This window comes from Roseospira navarrensis (assembly GCF_009601025.1).
GTDB lineage: Bacteria > Pseudomonadota > Alphaproteobacteria > Rhodospirillales > Rhodospirillaceae > Rhodospira > Rhodospira navarrensis.
In genome coordinates, this window is sequence record NZ_WIVE01000001.1 from 119,558 (window position 1) to 138,142 (window position 18,585).

Below are 18,585 nucleotides of genomic sequence, written 5' to 3' on the forward strand. Positions count from 1 at the left end.
AGGGGTGGGACCCATGAGCCTCACACAGGCCCTCGGCACGGCGCTCAGCGGACTGCAGACCAACCAGAAGGCTCTGGATCTGGTCTCGCGGAACATCGCCAACGTCAATACCGTCGGGTACACGAAGAAGATCCACACCCAGGAAAGCCGCGTCCTGAACGGCACCGGCGCCGGGGTGCAGGTGTCCGAGGTCACCCGTCGGGTGGACTACGGGCTGCTGCAGGAGCTGAACGCGGAGACGGCGGAGCTGAAGGGGCTGGCGGTCCGGTCGGAATACTTCGACCGCATGCAGTTCACGTTCGGGGCGCCGTCGGACAACACGTCCATCGCCCATGTGATGTCCGACCTGGCCGGCGAGATCGAGATGCTGGCGCTCGATCCCGAAAAGACCGAACAGCACATGACCGTCGTGCAGCGTGCCGACGACGTGGCGAAGAAGCTCAACAGCATGGGGCTGGAACTGCAGGATCTGCGCCTGACCGCCGACCAGGAGATCGAGCGCACGGTGGGGCGCATCAACGATCTGCTGTACGACATCAACACGCTGAACGAAGAGATCGCCTATTCCATCGCCACCGCGAAGGACAGCACGGATCTGGTGGACCAGCGCGACAAGGCGGTCGGCGAGTTGCAGTCGCTCATCAACATCACCACCTTCACGCGCGACAGCGGCGAGGTGACGGTCTACACCCAGAAGGGCGATATCCTGGTGGACCGCGAGGTCAAGGAGCTGTCCTACTCGGCCCTGGCGCAGTACTCGGCCTGGACCACCAAGAGCGGCGAGGATATCACGCCCATCACCGTGAACGGCCAGGACGTCACCGGCGACTTCAGCCGGGGCAAGCTGGCCGCGCTGGTGGAGATGCGGGATTCCACGCTGCCCGACTATCAGGCGCAGATCGACAATCTGGCGCGCGAGTTGGCGGACACGGTCAACACGGTCAACAACCGGGGCACCAGCTTCCCCAATCTGGCCAACGAGTACGTGGGCACGCGCACGTTCCTGGACTCCGCCACCCAGTCCATCGCGTTCGATGCCGATCACGACACCGTGGTGGTGCTGTTCAACAGCGACGGCAACCAGACGGCCCAGACCACGCTCAAGGAGCTGATGAACGGCGCCGGCGGCGACCTGGAGACCCTGACCACGGTCGATGCCGTCGCCGCCGAGCTGGACACCTGGCTGAAGGCGCAGGTGGGCGCCAGCGCCTCGGCCAGCGTCAACAGCGACGGCGTGCTGGACATCAAGCTGAACAGCAACGACTTCGGCCTCCAGTTCAAGGACGTGGAGCGCCTGGGCGGGCTCGCCAACACCGATCCGAGCACCTGGACCACCGGCGATGTGTCCGTGTCCTACGATTCGGACGGCGACGGCGCCAATGCCGATTCCACCCATGCCGGGTTCTCGGCGTTCTTCGGCCTGAACGACGTCTACACCGACGGCGACCGCTCCGACTGGGCCTGGGATTCCGGGGTGAAGTCGGAAAGCTGGCGGCCGTTCAGCGCCGGCACCCTGAACTTCAGCGACAGTTCCGGCCTGATCGCGGGACAGCTCACCCTGACCGGGACGGAGACCATTCAGGACATCGCCGACGCCATCAACGCCGACTCCACCCTGAACGCGCTGGTCGAGGCCGAGGTGGTGCCCGAGGGCGAGGGCGTGCGCCTGCGCGTCAAGCAGCTCAACGCCACGGAACTGGTCATCACCCAGGACGGCGCCGGGACAGGTCTCATCAATGCGCTGGGGATGAAGGTGAGCAACGCCGGGGTGGCGAATTCCCTCGCGGTCAAGGACGAGATCCTCAGCAATCCGTCGCTGATCTCGCGGGGCGCGGTGCTGTACAACAGCGATACCAGTGAATACACGGTCAGCGCCGGCGACAACAGCACGGCCAACGAGATGGCCGAGGCGTTCAAGGCGTCGGTCTCGTTCGAGGCGGCGGGCAGCCAGGTCTCGACCAACCGCAGCCTGTCGGACTACGCCGCCATGGTGCTGTCGCTGAACGCCAGCCAGGCCAACGCCACCGAGTCCCGGCTGGACTATCAGGTCAGTCTGGTGGACTCGCTGACCCTGAAGAACGCCGAGATCAGTTCGGTCAACCTCGACGAGGAAATGGCCGAACTGATCGTCTACGAGCAGAGCTATGCCGCATCGGCCCGGGTCATCTCGACCCTGTCCGATTTGTTCGATATCCTGAACAGCATCGTCTAGACGGTGCCGCGCCCGGTCGATCGGATCGCCCGGGCGCTGACGGCGGTGGCGGCGCAGAACGCGCCCGGCCCCGCGCACAGGCACCGGGGAAGGGCAGGAGGAACCGACCATGACGGACGTGATCGCCACACGGACCGGAACATTCGCCCAGCGGAGTTTTCTGGTCCAGCAGATGATGGATCTGCAGGCGCGCGTGTACGACAGCCAGTTGCGGGTGACGACGGAGCAGAAATCCCAGAACTACACGGGCATTTCCTCCGAGAGTTTCCGGCTGGTCAACCTGGAGTCCGAGGTCTCCGAGGTCGAGTACTTCACGAAGAGCAACAACATTGCTCAGGTCCGCCTGAATACGGTGTCGAACTCGGTCAGTGCCATCGAGAGCGTGCTGCATCGGGTCCACGACGACCTTCTGGCGCTGAACGCCGGCGACCAGCAGCAGCCGCTGGAGGCCGACGAGGTCTCGGCCATCGAGGACATCCAGGAATTCGCCTTCGCGGCCATGCAGGACCTGTCGTCCTATCTCAATGCCCGCAGCGACGGCCGGTACGTGTTCTCCGGCGGCCGCACGGACCAGAAGGCGGTGGACTTCCCCTACGGCAATCTGGCGGAGTTCCAGGCCGACTACGACGGCGCCACCGTGACCTTCCCCACGTCGCGCGCCGCCAACGTGCCCGACGTCAAGATCGCCAATGCCCAGCACGGCGGCCTGACCTTCGGCGCCAACACCATCACGCCGACGACGGCGGCCAGCACCGCCTCGCTGACGGCGGGAACGGTAATCGAACTGAGCGACGGCGACATTACCACGCAGCGGTTCACCGTGACCGCGCGCAACAGCACCACCGGCGCGCTGACGGTGACGCCGGATCCCTCCGGTCTGCCCGCCGCCGCCAGCGATGCCACCATCACCGGGGTGTCGTACTACGGCGGCGACAGCCTGAGTTTCGAGCATCGGGTCAGCGAGAACCGCACCCTGGACCTGGGCCTGAACGCCAAGGACCCGGCGTTCGAGAAGGCGTTCCGCGCCCTCGGCATGCTGGCGCAGGGCGGGCTGGACGCGGCCAGCACCACCACGGCGGCCGGCGCGACCGGCACCCTGACCTTCGATGACGTCGCCGGCACCGTGACGGCCGCCAACGGGGGTTCGCTGCAGGGGCTGCCCATCGGCAGCGCGATCACCTTCCCGGGCACGGCGAACAACGCTGCCCAGACGTTCACGATCGTGTCCAACGACGGCACGACCCTGGAACTGGACCCGCCGCCAACCGCCGAGGGTCCCGTTGCGTCCGAGGCGGTCACGGACAACCTGGGTCGCATCGACAAGGCGCTGAAGCTGCTCTACGACGCCATCGACCACGACTCCAACCTGAGCGGGGAGATGGCGAGCGACATCGGTGCGGTGGCGCGGCAGGTGGGCTTCAATCAGGTGACCCTGGACCGGGCGCTGGATGAGGCGCGCACGACCTCCACCTACCTGAGCATCCGCGTCTCGGACATCGAGAGAGTGGATCTGGTGGAGGCCGCCACTCGCCTGCAGGACGACGCGCTGGCCCTGGAAGCCTCCATGTCCAGTTACGCGCGGATCAGCAGCATCTCGCTGATGTCGTATTTGTAGACGTGATCGGCCACGACCCGGACCCATCCGGGGCGTGGCTACCGCCGCTTCATCTCAAACGTTCAGCAGCAGGTATTCCCGCTCCCAGCTCGAAATGACGTGCTGGTAGGCGTCCCACTCGGCCCACTTCACGCTGGTCAGCACGCGCGTGAAGTCCTCGCCCAGCACCTCCTGGAGGGCGCGCGCGCGGGTGAACCGCTCGATGGCGTCAGGCAGGTGGCGCGGCAGGGCGTGCGCCCGGGAATAGGCGCTGCCCTTGATCGGGCGGCTCGGCTCCTGTTTCTCGATCATGCCCAGATAGCCGCAGGCCAGCGACGCCGCGATGGCCAGATAGGGATTGGCGTCGGCCCCGGACAGGCGGTTCTCCACGCGGCGGCTGGCCGCGTCGGAGAACGGCACCCGCAGCGAGACCGTGCGGTTGTCGTAGCCCCAATGCATGTTGATGGGCGCATCCCAGTCCGGCACCAGCCGGCGATAGCTGTTCACATTCGGGGCCAGCAGCAGCATGGCCTCGGGCAGGTGGCGCTGCAGGCCGGCGATGTGCCAGCGGAACTGGTCGCTGTCCTCTCCGTTGGCGTCGGCGAACAGGTTGCGGCCGCCCGGCCCCTCGATGAGGGACTGGTGAATGTGCATGGACGAGCCCGGCTGGCCTTCCAGCGGCTTGGCCATGAAGGTGGCGTAGACCTTGTGGGTCAGGGCCGCCTGCCGCACCGTGCGTTTGAACAGGAACACCTGATCGGCCAGCGCCAGCGGGTCGCCGTGATTGAAGTTGATCTCCATCTGCGCCGCACCGCTTTCATGGTGCAGCGTGTCCACATCCAGGCCCTGGGCCTCGCAATGGTCGTAGATGTCCTCGAACAGGGGGTCGAATTCGTTGACGGCGTCGATGCCGTAGGCCTGCCGTCCCGTCTCCGCCCGGCCGGACCGGCCCATGGGCGGCTCCAGCGGGTAGTCCGGATCGTCGTTCATCTTGACCAGAAAGAACTCCAGTTCCGGCGCCACGACGGGGTGCCAGTCCCGCTCGGCGTACAACGACAGCACGCGCTTCAGCACGTGGCGCGGGGCGGCCTCGACGTTCGCGCCCGAGCGATAGACGCAGTCCGCGATCACCTGCGCCGTCGGCTCGTCGTACCAGGGCACCATGCGCACCGTCGCCGGGTCCGGCACCAGGAACATGTCGCGGTCCTCGATGTCGATGGGGTCGTCCTCGGGATAGCCGCCGGTGACGGTCTGGATGAACACGGACTCGGGCAGCCGCAGGCCCCGATCCGTCAGGCTGGTCAGGAACTTGCGCGCCGGCAGGATCTTGCCGCGCGGGATGCCCGACAGGTCGGCCACCATGCATTCCACCTCGGTGATGCCGCGTTGGCGGACCCACTGCTCCAACTCGGCCAGGGTGGCCGGCTGGGTCCGCGCCTCGCCCGAGACGGGGGCGGGCGCCGCCTCGCGGGTGACGGGCGCGGCGGCCTGGGGCGTGGTGTCGGGGGGCGAGGACCTGGGGGGCACGGGGGCATCTTTCCTGCTGCGGCGGGGCCGTCCAGTGTACCGGCTCGCGGTGAGCGGGCAAGTGACGCCGGGGCCGGTCCGTCACGGGGCTGTGGCCGGGCTGTCGCGCGCTGGCGGCTGATCTGACCCCGCGCCAATGCGTTTCGCCGAAGCCGCCCCACCCGTTAGACTGGGATCCGGATGGTTGATCGGCCAGGACCGACGGCCGGGGCGGGCTTGCCAGGGTGCGCCCGCTTGGGCACGATCCACGGCGCCTGGCCCGATGATCCGGTTCCCTCCGTCCCGGATCCGGACTGTCCGGCGCGTGACCAGACCAGAAGGGAACCCTTTCCATGGCACTCCAGGATATTCTCGTCCACCTTGACAGGTCCCATCATTGCCAGGCTCGGGCAGAGGCCGCCGCGCGTCTCGCGGCTCGGCATGGGGCCCGCCTGACGGGACTGTTCGTCCGCACCACCCCGCACGTGCCGCAGTTCGTGATGTCCCAGCTCGGGCCCGAGGTGGCCCAGGCGCAGCGGCGCTTCGCCGACGAGGCCTCCGCCAAGGCGCGGGCCATGTTCGACAAGGCGGTGGCCGGGGTCGATGTGACCTCGGAGTTCCGGGACCCGACCGGAGAGCTGCTGGACACGCTGGTGCTGCACGCCCGCTACAGCGATCTGGTCATTGTCGGCCAGTACGACCGCCACGACGACGACATGGCCGACGAGCGCGAGGCCGCCGACAGCGTCATCATGGATTCCGGCCGGCCCGTGCTGGTGATCCCCTACGCCGGCGCGTTCCCGGTGATCGGCGAGACGGTCATGGTGGCCTGGAACGCCAGCCGCGAGGCCACCCGCGCCGTGGCCGATGCGCTGCCCATCCTGCAGGCCGCGAAAACGGTGCATGTGCTGGCCGTCAATCCGCGCCACAACGGCGTCAACGGGCACGGGGACGTGCCCAGCGCCGACATCTGCGCCCACCTGTCCCGGCATGGGGTCAACGCGATCGCCGAGCACGTCGTCGCGCACGATACCGACACGGGCAACACGCTGCTGTCGCGGGCCAGCGATGCCGGGGCCGACCTGATCGTGATGGGCGCCTATGGCCGCTCGCGGCTGCGCGAGCTGGTGCTGGGCGGGGCCACCTGGAACATCCTGCATCACATGACGGTGCCGGTGCTGATGGGGCATTGATACCCAACGGCCTCTGGCGATGACCGTTGGAGTCCCTGGCCGGCCCTCTCCCCCACCCGGCCACCCAACGTGCGTATCCTGTGGGGGGCCGGGTGGGGAGAGGGCCGGTGCCGAGACAGCGGATGAGTCACACTCTTCCGCTGTCTCGGCTCTAAGCCTGTGTCGCCGGCAGGCTCTCCGGCACCCGATAGACCAGGATCGTGGTGCCGAAGGCATCGCCCACGGGATGGCGCGCGACCGGGGTCCAGTCCCCCAGACCGAAGGTGTTGGAGACGACGACGCATCCGTGCGGGGCCTCCGCGCGCAGGCGCGCGGCCAACCGGGCCATGGCGTCCCGGTGCAGGTAGCACACGATCAGCCCGGCCCGCGACAGATCCACCCGGTGCAGGTCGGCGCGCCGGGCCTCCAGATTGCCCGCCCGGCCGGCCAGCGCCCGCAGCCGGGAAACCGCCCAGGGAATCGGCGAGAGTTCCACCGCCACCACGCGCCGGTCGGGGTAGCGCGCCGCCAGATCGAGCGCCAGACCGCCCCAGGCGCTGCCCAGCTCCAGGATCTCGCCCTCCACGCGGTCGGGCAGGGCGGCCAGCAGCGCACGGCGGGCCCGGGGCGCGGATGGCCAGGGCGGCGCGCCAAGGCGCACGGTGTACAGCACCACCAGCGCCACCGCGAGCGCGGCCGCCGTCAGCACCGCCAGTCCGCCCGGTCCCACATCCGCCGCCATCGTCGCCCGTCCCGTGCCGTCGTGCCCTATCCGGCCCGGTTCTGCCACACAAAGGCGTCGTGGCCCAGGATGCAGGTGACGGCGCCATCCGCGCCGGCCAGGGGCAGGCGCAGCCAGTGCATGGTGATATAGGGCTTGCCGATCCCGGCCAGGGAGTCCATCCCCCGATGCGGCTGGCCGTGGCCGGCGACCCAGGACAGCGGGTCCAGCCAACTGCGGACCAGGGCAAGCGGTATGGCTTCGGTCACGGTCCTGCGGCCGATCTCGCGGCCCAGGATCTCGGCATGCTGGTTGCCCGCGTACCGGATGCGGAAACGCGGCGGGGCTCCGGGGGCGCCGGGCTCCACCCCGAACAGGATGGCTCCGGGGATCGCCGCCGGCGGCAGGTCCGGCAGGTCGAAGGCGTCGCGCCGGGGCATGGCGGCGGCGCCGCGCCGCGCCTCCCAGAACCGGAACAGGCTGGCTTGTTGCCGCAGCGCGACCGGGCCGGTGGCGTGGCCGACCGTGTCGTGCTGCGTCTCGGGCCCCGTGTCGTCCACCGGGGCCCGGTCCAGGATTTCCACCATGGCTACCATCCTCCCGAAGAGGGTCGGCCCGCCTGAATGGCTAGGTCCTGCCCACTGTAGACCGGGGGATGTGGTTTATAAAGCCTCCAATGCGCGAAAGCGGGCCCGGGGGGGGGCGGGCCGGAGGCCGCCCGGACGACCCCGGCGTCGGGTCAGCCCGGGGCCGCGCCGGCCCAGCGGTCGAGTTCCACCAGCGCGTCCGGGTCCACCACCATGGCGTCCACGTGCAAGGCGTCCTCCATCGAGATCGCGCGGCCCTCGATCACCATTTCCGATGCGAACGGGGCCGCCAGCGCGGCCATCAGGCCGTCCAGATCCGTCGTCCCGGCATCGGGCATCAGCGCGCCGAACGTCTCGTCCCCGACCCATGACAGCGTGCTTCCCGCTGGCAGCGCCGCCGCCAGCCGGGCCGTGGCTTCCGAGAACAGGGCCTCGCCGCCGGCCGCGCCCAGATGCTCGGCGATCCCCGCGAGGCCATCCAGGCGGGCCAGGACCAGCAGCGGCGTCTCGCCGCCCGCCAGCGCCGCGCGGGCCGTTGCAGCCAGAGTCGCGGCGGGAGTCAGGTGGGACAGACCCGCGACCGGATCGTGGCCGAAGGGACCCGGCGCGGTGCGGTCCGGCGCGTCAGGCGTTGCCGGGTGGTCGGGCACGGCTGGCGGTTCGGGGGCCGGCGCGGGCGCGGGCTCGGGCTCCGGTTGCGGCTCGGGGTCCGCCTCCGGCTCCGGCTCCGGCTCCGCATCCGGCGCGGCCGCCCGGGCCGGGGCGCCGGGCACCGTCCGGCTGAGGGTCACCATCGCCGACGGCGCCAGCGCCACCGCGATCAGGGAGACGGCGAGGGCCGCCGGGGTGCTCCAACTCACCAGCAGGGCCACGACCATCCCGCACAGGCGGGCGATCTGGGCCAGGGTTTCCGTCGCGCGCCCGGTCCGGTCGAAGGCCAGCAACAGCGCCTGCGCCCCGATGACGCCCAGCGCCAGCGGATTCCAGGCCACCAGCGGCAGGGCCACCGCCAGCAGCAGGGCCAGCGCGCCGAGTCGCGCGGTCCCGGCCTGCACCGATCCGTACAGCCCCACGGACACGGTCAGGGCCAGCACGCCGATCCCCGCCAGCCCCGGCGGCGTCCACAACAGGCCCGGCGGCGGCAGCATCATGCGGTCGAGCGGCGGCGGCAGCATGCCCATCAGGCCACCGCCCCCGAAGGCGCCGGCCAGGGCGGCCACCGCCTCGCCCAGCATGTCGATCAGGACAAGCCCCGCCAGCAGCACCAGCAGGGACATCACCGCCCCGGCGATCCGGGCGCCACCCTGACGCGGGCCGCTCATGGCCGGTCCCGGCGCGGCGCGCCGGCTCCCTCTCCCTCTCCCGAAAGCTCTGGTCCTGCCATGGTAAACACCCCCATACTCGTGCTCTGGATCGGGTCCACTCTGGTTCCGGCGGCCTGCGGTGATGGCCGCCCACGGGGGTCTTACCGCATCACCCGGTCCGGGGGGAGCCCTCATCCGAAATCGGGAGATCCCGCGCCGCGCCGAAGGGGAGGACTCCGCGTGTCCGGTCGCCGAACCCTCAGCCGCTTCGTTCTGGGCGCGCGCGCCGAAGACCGCCTGCCCGCGCGGGTGCGCGCCACCGTCGAGGCCCAGCAGCGCCAGAGCGAGATCCTGATCGGCTGGGTTCAGCTCAGCGTGGTGGGGCTGTTCGGGGCGCTCTACCTGATCGCGCCCAAGACCTCGGGCAGCACGGCCTTCATGCCGGTCCCCTATGCGCTGGGCGGCTATCTGGCGTTTACCCTGGTGCGGCTGATCCTGGCCTACCGGGACCGGCTGGGCCCGGTGCTGCTGTTCGCCTCGGTCATTATCGACATGAGCCTTCTCATGGGGCTGATCTGGACCTTCCATGTCCAGTACGAGCAGTCGGCGCCGTTCTACCTGAAGGCGCCCACGCTGCTCTATGTCTTCATCTTCATCGCCCTGCGCGCGCTGCGGTTCCAGTCGGTCTATGTCGTCACGGCCGGGGTGACGGCGGCGCTGGGGTGGGCGGGCCTGCTGGCCTATGCGCTCGTCACGGAACTGCGCATGGGCGATCCCATGATTACCCGCGACTACGTGGCCTACATGACCTCCAACACCGTGCTGGTGGGGGCGGAGGTGGACAAGATCGTGTCCATCCTGACCGTCACCGGCATCCTGGCCATTGCCCTGGTGCGGGGGCGGCGGCTGCTGGAACGGGCGGTGGTGGACAGCATGACGGCCGCAGACCTGTCGCGCTTCGTCGCCCCCGAGGTGGCGCACCGCATCGCCAGCGCCGGCGAGGGCCTGCGCGCCGGCGACGGAGAGGTGCGCGAGGGCACCATCCTGTTCACCGACATCGAGGGGTTCGCGACCCTGAGCGAGCAGGTGGACCCGGCGGCCCTGATGGCCATCCTCAACGACTATTTCGGGGCCGTGAACGCCATCGCCGAGGCCAACGGCGGGGTCATCGTGCAGTTCAACGGCGATGCCCTGCTGGTCAGCTTCGGCGGCGAGGCCTGCCCGGATCACGCCCGCCGGGCCGTGGAAACGGCGCGGGCCATCGTGCGCGATCTGCCCGGGCGTCCGTTCGGCCCCGGTGGCCATCGCATCCGCACCCGCTGCGGCATCAACACCGGACAGGTGATCCTGGGCGCGGTGGGCGCGGCCAACCGGCTGATCTTCACCGCCCACGGCGACGAGGTGAACCTGGCCGCCCGCCTGGAGCAGTTCAACAAGGACCATGGGACGTACATCCTGATGAGCGAGGCCACCGTGCGCCACGCCGACGCCGAAGGCGAGGTGGAGCCCGCCGGCGAGATCACCGTGCGTGGCCGCCAGGCCCCGACCCGCGTCTTCGTGATGCGGGTGGTCGGGTGAGGGGGGGCTCTTGAGGATTGTCATCGCGCCAAGGCCGACCATGTGGGTAGGACATGGCGGAGCCGTTCCCCCATCGACCCATCAGGAGACCGCCCCATGCGTTCCATGACCCGCCGCCTGACCGCCCTTGCGCCGTTCGCTCTGGCCGCCGCCCTGATCGTCGCGCCGGCCGCGCCCTCGCTGGCCGACGCCCACGGCGAGACCGACGGCCTCGTGCGCCTGCAGAGCCCCCATTCCGTCGAGGAGACCATCGCCCGCCTGAAGGCCGCCGTCGAGGCCAAGGGCATCCGCGTGTTCGCCGACATTCCGCACACCGCCAACGCCGCCGCCATGGATCTGGAGATGCCGCCGGTGCATCTGCTGATCTTCGGCAGCCCGAAGATCGGCGCGCCCCTGATGAGCGCCGCGCCCAGCATCGGCATCGACCTGCCGATCAAGGCGCTGGCGTGGCAGGATGCGGACGGGCAGGTCTGGCTGGCCTACAACGATCCGGCCTATCTGGCCGATCGCCACGGCCTGGACGCCGACATGAAGCCGTTCCAGGGCATGGCCAAGGCGCTGTCCGGCTTCACCGCCCAGGCGGTCAAGGAATAGGCACGGCGGATTTGTGGCGGCGCCGTCTGCCTCCGTTATTGCCAGGAGGCCGCGCCGGACGCTATGACTCGGATCAGGTGGGGCCGTGGCGCCCCGCCGTCCGAGTTGGATCGCGGCCGGGGGGCGCCCACCTTGACACCCACAGCCAGTGCCATGGAGGCCGAGGCGGATGCCGCATCGGCGGGGGCAGCCGATGCGGTCCTCGCGGTCGAGGACATCCACAAGCACTTCGGCCGGATCGAGGTGCTGCGCGGCATCTCGCTGACCGCGCACACCGGCGACGTGATCGCCATTCTGGGCTCCAGCGGCTCCGGCAAGAGCACCTTCCTGCGCTGCCTGAACTTCCTGGAAACGCCCACCGCCGGCCGCATCCACCTGCACGGCGAGGAGATCCGCACCCGCGCCGACCGCGCCGGCGCGCTGCGGCCGACCAGTCACCGCCAGCTCACCCGGCTGCGGGCGCGCGTCGGCATGGTGTTCCAGCAATTCAATCTGTGGCCGCACATGACCGTGCTGGCGAACCTGGTCGAGGCGCCGCGCCGCGTGCGCGGCATGCCCAGGGCCGAGGCGGTCGAGAAGGCCGAAGCCCTGTTGGAAAAGGTCGGGCTGGCCGACCGCCGCCACTACTACCCGGCCCACCTGTCCGGCGGCCAGCAGCAGCGCGCGGCCATCGCGCGCACCCTGGCCATGGACCCCGAGCTGATCCTGTTCGACGAGCCGACCTCGGCCCTGGACCCCGAGCTTGTGGGCGAGGTGCTGACGGTGATGGAATCCCTCGCCGCCGAGGGCCGCACCATGCTGATCGTCACGCACGAGATGGCCTTCGCCCGCGATGTGTCCACCCGCACCCTGTTCCTGCATGACGGGCGGGTGGAGGAGGAGGGGCCGCCCGACGACCTGTTCTCCAACCCCCGCTCCGAGCGTCTGCGCAAGTTCCTGTCCCGGCTCCTGACCTGACGGGCGCCGCCCGGCCGGAGCCACCCGAACCCCCGTTCCGAACCAGCCTGAAGAGGACTCCCATGATCGGACTGCGTTCCACCGCCATCGCCCTGACCGCCACCATCTCTTTGGCCGCCGCCACCGCCGTGTCCGCCGGCGCCGCCTGGGCCCAGGACACCCTGCGCATCGGCACGGAGGGCGCCTACCCTCCGTTCAACATGGTCGATGCGGACGGCAACCTGCACGGCTTCGACATCGACATCGCCAACGCCCTGTGCGCCGAGATGGAGCGCGAGTGCACCTTCGTCATCCAGGACTGGGACGGCATCATTCCCGGCCTGCTGGCGGGCAAGTACGACGCCATCGTCGCCTCCATGTCGGTGACCGAGGAGCGCAAGCAGGCCGTCGACTTCACCAACAAGTACTGGACCAACAAGCTCCAGTTCGTCGCCCCCAAGGATGCCGAACTCGACATCTCGCCCGAGGGCATGGCCGGCAAGACCGTCGGCGCGCAGCGCGCCACCATCTCCGCCCAGTGGGTCGAGGAGAACCTGCCGGACGTCGAGATCAAGCTGTATGACACCCAGGAAAACGCCTACCTCGATCTGGCCTCCGGCCGCATCGACGCGATCATCGCGGACATGCTGGTGAATTATGAATGGCTGCAGTCCGAGGCGGGCGCCGACTTCGAGTTCAAGGGCGAGCCGGTGTTCGAGAACGACCTGATCGCCATCGCCCTGCGCAAGGGCAACGAAGATCTGGTGGCCGACTTCAATGCGGCGATCGACGCCATCGTCGAGGACGGCACCTACGCCGAGATCAACGCGAAGTACTTCCCGTTCAGCATCTATTGATCGGTCGAATGGGGTGCGCCGCGCGTCCGAACATGGCGCGCGGCGCAGCCGGACCGGCGGACGCCGTCTCCCGAGATCCTTCGCCGCCTTCGGCGGCTCGGGATGACGCATTCAGGTTCAGGGAGTCATCCTGAGGGAGTGAAACGACCGAAGGATCTCGGGCCGGGGTATCCAGCCGGATCGGCAGACGTTGTCTCCCGAGATCCTTCGCCGCCTTCGGCGGCTCAGGATGACGACCGTAAATTTAAGAGAGTCATCCTGAGCGCCCGAAGGGCGCGAAGGATCTCGGGAAGTGGGGGCCCACGTTCTCCGTTTCACGGAACGGCAATCCCGGTTCAGCCCCCTGCATCATGACAAGGACCCCTTGCCCGTGCCCGATCTGAGCGGCTTTGAAGGCCAGTTGGCCCTGGGACTGTGGATGACGGTGCGGCTCGCGCTGTCGTCCCTGGTCATCGGGCTCGTGCTGGGGCTGGCCGGGGCGGCGGCCATGTCGGCGCCGGTGGCCCCGCTGCGCTGGATCGCGCACGCCTACACCACCATCATCCGGGGTATTCCGGAACTGCTGGTGGTGCTGCTGATCTACTTCGGGGCCTCCGTGGCGCTGATGAAGCTGGCGGCGCCCTTCGGGTATACCGGCTACATCGAACTCAGCCCCTTCATCGCGGGCTCGGTAGCCCTGGGCCTGACCTTCGGCGGTTATGCGTCCGAGGTGTTCCGGGGCGCCTTCCAGGCCGTGCCGCCGGGGCAGGCGGAAGCGGCCGTCGCCCTGGGCATGAGCCGCACCCACATCTTTTTCCGCATCACCCTGCCGCAGGCGTGGCGGCTGGCCCTGCCGGGGCTGGGCAACCTGTTCCTGGTGCTGATGAAGGACACGGCGCTGGTCTCCGTCATCGGGCTTGAGGAGCTGATGCGCAAGACCCAGTTCGCCGTCGGCGCCACCAAGGAGCCGTTCACCTTCTACCTCGCCGCCGCGCTGATCTATCTGGGGCTGACCATCGTCTCGATGGGTCTGCTGGCCTGGATGGAGAAGCGCGCCAATCGCGGCCTCGGCCGGGCGACGGCGTCATGAACGTCGAGGTGATGATCGAGGCTCTGCCCAAGCTGCTGGAGGGCGCCTGGCTGAGCCTGCAGCTTCTGTTCATCTCGGGCTTTTTCGGGGTCCTGATTGCCGTCCCGCTGGCGATTGCGCGGGCGTCGCAAAATACGGCCGTGAAGGCGCTGCCCTACGCCTACATCTTCTTCTTCCGGGGCACGCCGCTGCTGGTGCAGCTTTTCTTGGTGTATTACGGCCTCGCCCAGTTCGCGTTCATCACGGAGAACCCGATTCTGTGGCCGATCCTGCGCGAGCCCTATTGGTGCGCGATCATCACCTTCAGCCTGCACACCGGGGCCTATATCGCCGAGATCCTGCGCGGCGCCATCCAGGCCGTGCCCCACGGCGAGATCGAGGCCGCGCGCGCGCTGGGCATGCGGCGCTCGACCACCATGGGCCGGATCGTGCTGCCGTGCGCGGCGCGCATCGCCCTGCCGGCCTACGGCAACGAGTTGATCCTGATGCTCAAGGGCAGCGCCCTGGCCAGCACCATCACCCTGCTGGACCTGACCGGCATGGCCCGGACCATCATCGCGCGCAACTACATGCCGCTGGAAACCTTCCTGATGGCCGGCGTGATCTACATGACGATCACGTTCGTGCTGGTGCGCGGCCTGCGCTTCATCGAGCACCGGACCAGCGCCCACATGCGCCCCCGCCCCACCGGCCCCGCCGAGGGCAACCCGGCGGCGGCGGAGTAGGGGGCGTAGGGCGGCTTCGCCCCGGCCGTTTCCCTCAGGGAAACGCGGCGGGGCAAGCCGCCGTCGGCGGCACAGTCTGCGGCGGATTGGCGCCGCTGCGTTTCCGGTCCGGAAACGAGCGGCGTCGAATCCGCCCTACGGCTTTTGGTTAATTTCGACGGGCAGTGGGCGCTTCTGGTCGTATCCTGCTCCATAAGCCGCACCCGGGGTCCATCGTAAAGCGCTATGTCATCAACGCCGTGACCCGGCTCCTGATCGAGGAGGGCCTGCTATGACCGCCGGACTGGATCACGACGGGCTGTCGTGCAAGGGCTATGTCGGCTCGCTCGCCTACAGCGCCGAGGACGGCGTGTTCCACGGCCGGCTGGAGTTCATCCGCGATCTGGTGACGTATGAGGGCACGGATGCCGCGAGCCTGCGCGCGGCGTTCGAGGGCGCCGTGGACGACTATCTGGCCCTGTGCGCGGAGGAGGGACGGGCGCCGGACACGCCCTTCAAGGGCAGCTTCAACGTCCGCCCCGGTCCGGACCTGCACCGGCGCGCCATGCTGGCGGCGCGGCGCAAGGGGATCAGCCTCAACGTGCTGGTGCGGGACGCGCTCCGCGCCCATTTGGACCGTGAGGCCGACCGCTGAGGGGGCTGACCGACCCGGCCCGCCTCAACGCGATCCCATTCAAAGACTGACGTAGATATAGAACCAGCCGAACAGGAACAGCCAGACCACGTCCACGAAGTGCCAGTACCACTCGGCGGTTTGAAGCCCGAGGTGCTTCTCGGCGGTGAAGTGGCCCGACCGCGCCCGCATCAGGCAGACCAGCAGGAAGCACACGCCCACGAACACGTGGAAGCCGTGGAACCCGGTCGCCATGAAGAACACGGACGGATAGATGCCGTCCGTGAACGAAAAGGCGGCGTGGCCGTATTCCGTCACCTGGAGCACCAGGAACAGCGCGCCGAGGGCGACCGTCAGCCACAGGCCGCGCACCAGCCGCCGGCGGTTGCCGGTCTCCAGGCCGCCCCGGCCCCACATCAGGGTCGCGCCGGAACTCACCAGGATCAGCGTGTTGACCAACGGCAGACCCCACGGGTCGAAGACGTGCAGGTCGGCGGGCGGCCAGGCCTCGACCACCGGGCTGAACAGAAAGGCGTTGTGGAAGTAGGCCCAGAAGAAGGCGACGAAGAACATCACCTCGGAGATGATGAACAGCCCCATGCCGATGCGCAGGCCGCCCATCACCCGGCGGGTGTGGTTGGTGCCGGTGCGGGATTCGCGCACCACGTCCTGCCACCACAGCGCCATGGTCAGCAGCACCAGGACCGCGCCGCCGATCATGATCCACGGCGCGCCGCCGTGCATGAGCTGGATGGCGCCGTAGGCCAGCACGAAGGCGCCGGCGGCGCCCAGCAGAGGCCAGGGGCTGGGGTCCACGATGTGGAACGGGTGGCCGCGTTTGTCGTGGGTGTCGGCGTCGGGTGTCGCGGTCATGGGTCGTCCTCCGCGCGGATGGGCCGGGATCACCGGGCGTCGTAGAAGGTGTAGGACAGCGTGATGGTGTGCACGTCGCGGGCGTGCGGGTCGTCCAGGATGGCCGGGTCGATGGAGAACAGAACCGGCATGTCCACCGCCTGCCCGGGCGCCAGCGTCTGGCGCGTGAAGCAGAAGCAGTCGATCTTGGTGAAGTAGCGCGCCACCTTCGCCGGTGTGACGTTGAAGGTGGCGGTGCCCACGACCTCTTCACCGGACGTGTTGATGGCGTGATAGCTGGCCAGCGCCTGCGCCCCGATGGCGACTGAGACGGTCCGGTCATTGGGGCGGAAGCGCCACGGCAGGGCGGGGTCCACGTTGGCGTCGAACCGCACGGTGATGGGCGGCGCGTCCGCCGGGACGGGCGCAGGCCCTGCCGGATCGGCCTGCGCGCCCACCTGCGGCGTGCCCCCGTAGCCCGTCACCTGGCAGAACACCTGGTAGAGCGGCACGGCGGCGAACGCCAGCCCCACCATGCCGACGGCCAGCCCGCCCAGCACCAGCCCCAGGCGGGCGTTGCGCCCGGCGGCGGCGGGCCCGCTCATTCCGCGTGAGCCGGGCGCGAGGGGCCGAAGACCGGCGGGTCCTCGAAGGTGTGCGCCGGCGGCGGCGAAGAGACGGTCCACTCCAGGGTGTCCGCGCCCTCGCCCCAGGGGTTGGCGGGCGCCCGTCGGCCCGCGACCAGGGCATGGACCACCAGCACCAGGAACCCCAGCGTGGCCACGCCGGCGATGGCCGCGCCCACCGACGAGACCATGTTCCAGCCGGCATAGGCGTCCGGGTAGTCCGGGATGCGGCGCGGCATCCCGGCGACGCCGGAGAAGTGCATGGGGAAGAACGTGAGGTTGACCCCGATGAACGTCATCCAGAAGTGGATCCGGCCAAGACGTTCGTTGTACATCCGGCCGCTCATCTTGGGGAACCAGTAATAGAACCCGGCGAACAGCCCGAACAGCGCGCCCAGCGACAGCACGTAATGGAAGTGCGCCACCACGTAATAGGTGTCGTGCAGCGAGATATCCACGCCGGCATTGGCGAGCACCACGCCGGTCACCCCGCCCACCGTGAACACGATCAGGAAGCCGACCGCGAACAGCATGGGTGTGGGGAAGCGCAGCGAGCCGCCCCACATGGTCGCGATCCAACTGAACACCTTCACGCCCGTGGGCACCGCGATCAGCATGGTGGCGGCGATGAAATAGGCCCGCGTGTCCACGTCCAGGCCCACGGTATACATGTGGTGCGCCCAGACCACGAACCCGATCAGGGCGATCAGCACCATGGCGTAGACCATGGGGATGTAGCCGAAGATGGGCTTGTTGGAGAACGTGGCGATCACCTGGCTGATGATCCCGAACGCCGGCAGGATCATGATGTAGACCTCGGGGTGCCCGAAGAACCAGAACAGGTGCTGATACAGCACCGGATCGCCGCCGCCGGCCGGGTCGAAGAACGTGGTGCCGAAGTTGCGGTCGGTCAGCAGCATGGTCAGCGCGCCCGCCAGCACCGGCAGGGCCAGCAGCAGCAGCACCGCCGTCACCAGGATCGACCACACGAACAGCGGCATCCGGTGCATGCGCAGCCCGGGGGCGCGCATGTTGATGATGGTGACCAGGAAGTTGATCGCGCCCAGGATCGACGAGACGCCCGCGATGTGCAGCGCCAGGATGGCGAAATCCACCGAGGCGTCGAAGTGCGCCGTGCTGCCCGACAGCGGCGGATAGAGCGTCCAGCCCGTGCCCGGCCCGAATCCGACGAGCTGGCTCATGATGAGCAGCGCCAGCGCGGGCGGCAGCAGCCAGAAGCTGATGTTGTTCATGCGCGGGAACGCCATGTCCGGCGCCCCGATCATCATGGGCACGAACCAGTTGCCGAAGCCGCCGATCAGCGCCGGCATCACCATGAAGAAGATCATGATGAGGCCGTGAGAGGTGACGAACACGTTGTATTGCTGAAAGTTGTCCTGGAACACCTGCACCCCGGGGGCGGCCAGTTCCATGCGGATCACCATGGACATGACGCCGCCGATCAGGCCGCCGACCACGGCGAACACCAGGTACATGGTCCCGATGTCCTTGTGGTTGGTCGAGAACAGCCAGCGCGTCGGGCTGTACGGCGAGGCATGGTGGTCGTGGTGGGGGTCGGCGCCCTCGGCGACGGCGGAGCGTGAGGTATCGGGAGTCACGGGTCTGTCATCCCTTGTCA

At 68.9% G+C, this 18,585-nt stretch carries 17 protein-coding genes; 10 read left to right on the forward strand and 7 right to left on the reverse strand.

Going from position 1 to position 18,585, the window contains the following annotated elements; all coding sequences use genetic code 11:
- Nucleotides 1-13: 13 nt before the first annotated feature.
- Nucleotides 14-2,212, forward strand: coding sequence for a flagellar hook-associated protein FlgK (flgK, locus tag GHC57_RS00560; protein WP_153340032.1), 2,199 nt, complete (start codon nucleotides 14-16; stop codon nucleotides 2,210-2,212).
- Nucleotides 2,213-2,321: 109 nt separating this feature from the next.
- Nucleotides 2,322-3,827 carry a flagellin gene (locus GHC57_RS00565; RefSeq protein ID WP_153340034.1) on the forward strand — a complete coding sequence of 502 codons (1,506 nt, stop codon included), beginning with the start codon at nucleotides 2,322-2,324 and terminating at the stop codon, nucleotides 3,825-3,827.
- Nucleotides 3,828-3,881: 54 nt separating this feature from the next.
- Here GHC57_RS00565 and GHC57_RS00570 read toward each other — a convergent pair whose 3' ends face one another.
- Entirely contained in the window at nucleotides 3,882-5,222 is a 1,341-nt protein-coding gene (locus GHC57_RS00570) for a glutamine synthetase family protein (protein ID WP_246152048.1), read from the reverse strand.
- A gap of 443 nt (nucleotides 5,223-5,665) precedes the next feature.
- Between GHC57_RS00570 and GHC57_RS00575 the strand changes: the two genes are divergently transcribed.
- Nucleotides 5,666-6,505, forward strand: coding sequence for a universal stress protein (locus GHC57_RS00575; protein ID WP_153340036.1), 840 nt, complete (start codon nucleotides 5,666-5,668; stop codon nucleotides 6,503-6,505).
- Nucleotides 6,506-6,656: 151 nt separating this feature from the next.
- Here the strand turns inward: GHC57_RS00575 and GHC57_RS00580 are convergent, their stop codons facing one another.
- From GHC57_RS00580 to GHC57_RS19435, 3 genes are all read right to left on the reverse strand, one after another.
- On the reverse strand, nucleotides 6,657-7,226 hold the full coding sequence (locus GHC57_RS00580; RefSeq protein WP_153340038.1) for a class I SAM-dependent methyltransferase: 570 nt from the start codon (nucleotides 7,224-7,226) through the stop codon (nucleotides 6,657-6,659).
- Between the two features lie 26 nt (nucleotides 7,227-7,252).
- Nucleotides 7,253-7,792: a PAS domain-containing protein gene (locus GHC57_RS00585; protein ID WP_170294592.1), complete on the reverse strand. Its 540-nt coding sequence runs from the start codon at nucleotides 7,790-7,792 to the stop codon at nucleotides 7,253-7,255.
- A gap of 152 nt (nucleotides 7,793-7,944) precedes the next feature.
- Complete coding sequence (locus GHC57_RS19435; RefSeq protein WP_211369085.1) at nucleotides 7,945-9,114, reverse strand: nucleotidyl cyclase domain-containing protein; 1,170 nt, start codon at nucleotides 9,112-9,114, stop codon at nucleotides 7,945-7,947.
- A 222-nt stretch (nucleotides 9,115-9,336) separates the two neighbouring features.
- Here GHC57_RS19435 and GHC57_RS00595 point away from each other — a divergent pair, with 222 nt between their 5' ends.
- The 7 genes from GHC57_RS00595 to GHC57_RS00625 all read left to right on the forward strand — a co-directional run bounded on the left by GHC57_RS00595 (nucleotide 9,337) and on the right by GHC57_RS00625 (nucleotide 15,489).
- Nucleotides 9,337-10,674 carry an adenylate/guanylate cyclase domain-containing protein gene (locus tag GHC57_RS00595; protein ID WP_343031062.1) on the forward strand — a complete coding sequence of 446 codons (1,338 nt, stop codon included), beginning with the start codon at nucleotides 9,337-9,339 and terminating at the stop codon, nucleotides 10,672-10,674.
- Between the two features lie 96 nt (nucleotides 10,675-10,770).
- Nucleotides 10,771-11,268 carry a DUF302 domain-containing protein gene (locus tag GHC57_RS00600; protein WP_153340045.1) on the forward strand — a complete coding sequence of 166 codons (498 nt, stop codon included), beginning with the start codon at nucleotides 10,771-10,773 and terminating at the stop codon, nucleotides 11,266-11,268.
- A 153-nt stretch (nucleotides 11,269-11,421) separates the two neighbouring features.
- Nucleotides 11,422-12,225: an ABC transporter ATP-binding protein gene (locus tag GHC57_RS00605; protein ID WP_153340293.1), complete on the forward strand. Its 804-nt coding sequence runs from the start codon at nucleotides 11,422-11,424 to the stop codon at nucleotides 12,223-12,225.
- A gap of 62 nt (nucleotides 12,226-12,287) precedes the next feature.
- Nucleotides 12,288-13,061: an ABC transporter substrate-binding protein gene (locus GHC57_RS00610; protein WP_153340047.1), complete on the forward strand. Its 774-nt coding sequence runs from the start codon at nucleotides 12,288-12,290 to the stop codon at nucleotides 13,059-13,061.
- Between the two features lie 370 nt (nucleotides 13,062-13,431).
- The gene (locus tag GHC57_RS00615) at nucleotides 13,432-14,130 is read left to right on the forward strand and encodes an ABC transporter permease subunit (RefSeq protein ID WP_170294593.1); all 699 of its coding nucleotides are present in this window, start codon (nucleotides 13,432-13,434) and stop codon (nucleotides 14,128-14,130) included.
- Nucleotides 14,127-14,855 (forward strand): ABC transporter permease, encoded by a 729-nt coding sequence (locus tag GHC57_RS00620; protein WP_153340049.1) that lies wholly within the window; start codon nucleotides 14,127-14,129, stop codon nucleotides 14,853-14,855. Before GHC57_RS00615 ends, GHC57_RS00620 begins: the two co-directional genes overlap by 4 nt.
- A gap of 271 nt (nucleotides 14,856-15,126) precedes the next feature.
- Nucleotides 15,127-15,489, forward strand: coding sequence for a type II toxin-antitoxin system HicB family antitoxin (locus GHC57_RS00625; protein ID WP_153340051.1), 363 nt, complete (start codon nucleotides 15,127-15,129; stop codon nucleotides 15,487-15,489).
- A 39-nt stretch (nucleotides 15,490-15,528) separates the two neighbouring features.
- On the opposite strand, the gene GHC57_RS00630 is transcribed toward GHC57_RS00625, so the two are convergent.
- The 3 genes from GHC57_RS00630 to ctaD are packed head-to-tail and all read right to left on the reverse strand — an operon-like array spanning nucleotide 15,529 to nucleotide 18,565.
- Nucleotides 15,529-16,341 (reverse strand): cytochrome c oxidase subunit 3, encoded by an 813-nt coding sequence (locus GHC57_RS00630; RefSeq protein ID WP_153340053.1) that lies wholly within the window; start codon nucleotides 16,339-16,341, stop codon nucleotides 15,529-15,531.
- A 29-nt stretch (nucleotides 16,342-16,370) separates the two neighbouring features.
- On the reverse strand, nucleotides 16,371-16,925 hold the full coding sequence (locus GHC57_RS00635) for a cytochrome c oxidase assembly protein (RefSeq protein ID WP_153340055.1): 555 nt from the start codon (nucleotides 16,923-16,925) through the stop codon (nucleotides 16,371-16,373).
- A complete protein-coding gene (ctaD, locus tag GHC57_RS00640; protein ID WP_343031063.1) occupies nucleotides 16,922-18,565 on the reverse strand; it encodes a cytochrome c oxidase subunit I in 1,644 nt (547 codons plus the stop codon). The genes GHC57_RS00635 and ctaD overlap by 4 nt, the downstream gene beginning before the upstream one ends.
- Nucleotides 18,566-18,585: the final 20 nt, after the last annotated feature.

Bases quoted from the DNA above. Each gene is read 5' to 3' on its own strand.
- flgK (WP_153340032.1), top strand. From the start codon at position 14: ATGAGCCTCACACAGGCCCTCGGCACGGCGCTCAGCGGACTGCAGACC.
- GHC57_RS00565 (WP_153340034.1), top strand. From the start codon at position 2,322: ATGACGGACGTGATCGCCACACGGACCGGAACATTCGCCCAGCGGAGT.
- GHC57_RS00575 (WP_153340036.1), top strand. From the start codon at position 5,666: ATGGCACTCCAGGATATTCTCGTCCACCTTGACAGGTCCCATCATTGC.
- GHC57_RS00580 (WP_153340038.1), bottom strand. From the start codon at position 7,226: ATGGCGGCGGATGTGGGACCGGGCGGACTGGCGGTGCTGACGGCGGCC.
- GHC57_RS00585 (WP_170294592.1), bottom strand. From the start codon at position 7,792: ATGGTGGAAATCCTGGACCGGGCCCCGGTGGACGACACGGGGCCCGAG.
- GHC57_RS19435 (WP_211369085.1), bottom strand. From the start codon at position 9,114: ATGAGCGGCCCGCGTCAGGGTGGCGCCCGGATCGCCGGGGCGGTGATG.
- GHC57_RS00600 (WP_153340045.1), top strand. From the start codon at position 10,771: ATGCGTTCCATGACCCGCCGCCTGACCGCCCTTGCGCCGTTCGCTCTG.
- GHC57_RS00605 (WP_153340293.1), top strand. From the start codon at position 11,422: ATGGAGGCCGAGGCGGATGCCGCATCGGCGGGGGCAGCCGATGCGGTC.
- GHC57_RS00610 (WP_153340047.1), top strand. From the start codon at position 12,288: ATGATCGGACTGCGTTCCACCGCCATCGCCCTGACCGCCACCATCTCT.
- GHC57_RS00620 (WP_153340049.1), top strand. From the start codon at position 14,127: ATGAACGTCGAGGTGATGATCGAGGCTCTGCCCAAGCTGCTGGAGGGC.
- GHC57_RS00625 (WP_153340051.1), top strand. From the start codon at position 15,127: ATGACCGCCGGACTGGATCACGACGGGCTGTCGTGCAAGGGCTATGTC.
- GHC57_RS00630 (WP_153340053.1), bottom strand. From the start codon at position 16,341: ATGACCGCGACACCCGACGCCGACACCCACGACAAACGCGGCCACCCG.
- GHC57_RS00635 (WP_153340055.1), bottom strand. From the start codon at position 16,925: ATGAGCGGGCCCGCCGCCGCCGGGCGCAACGCCCGCCTGGGGCTGGTG.